Source organism: Romboutsia sp. 13368 (genome assembly GCF_018336475.1).
Taxonomy (GTDB): Bacteria; Bacillota; Clostridia; order Peptostreptococcales; family Peptostreptococcaceae; genus Romboutsia.
This window is the reverse complement of sequence record NZ_CP048741.1, coordinates 1,588,671-1,589,268: the sequence shown is the minus strand read 5'-3', so window position 1 is coordinate 1,589,268 and position 598 is coordinate 1,588,671. Positions and strand designations below refer to the sequence as shown.

The window sequence follows — 598 nt, the reverse complement described above, 5'->3', positions numbered from 1 at the left end:
TATTTTGGATTTAAGTTTCATGCACTTACTACAGTAGATGGTTTCTTAACTGACTATGTCATAACTCCTGCAAATGTTGATGATAGAAATGCGGTATGGGATTTATGTGATAAATATAATTCAATTTCTATTGTAGGTGATAAAGGATATATAAATAAAAGGCTAACGCCTGAGTTAAAAACTGAAAGAAATATAAATTTATTATTTTTAAAAAGAGGAAACTGTAAAGATAATTATCCGAAGCAAATAAGACAATTAATATTTAAGGTTAGAAGAAGGATTGAGACTAGCTTTTCTCAATTAACGGAACAATTAAATTTAAATAAAGTAAAAAGTAAATCAATGCTTGGATTTATAACAAGAATATCAATAAAAGTATTAAGTCATAATATTTCATTTCTAATAAATAAATTGATAGGAAATTATGATTCTATAGCAAAAATAAAAAGCTTAACATTTGGTTAAATTTTACAAATATTAAGCTTTATAGAATACTATTTTTTTACAAAACTCAATTTACTTTATTTGGAAAAATATTTTTAACTAGCACAATAGATTAATWAAATTATAGCTATGTATATTACTTTTTGTAATAAAA

1 protein-coding gene is annotated in these 598 nt (G+C 22.6%); it reads left to right on the top strand.

All coding sequences use genetic code 11. The annotated features are described in order from the left end of the window. A partial coding sequence (locus G3997_RS06350) for an IS982 family transposase (RefSeq protein ID WP_296644599.1) occupies positions 1 to 465 on the top strand: 465 nt, incomplete at its 5' end. Between the last annotated feature and the right edge of the window lie 133 nt (positions 466 to 598).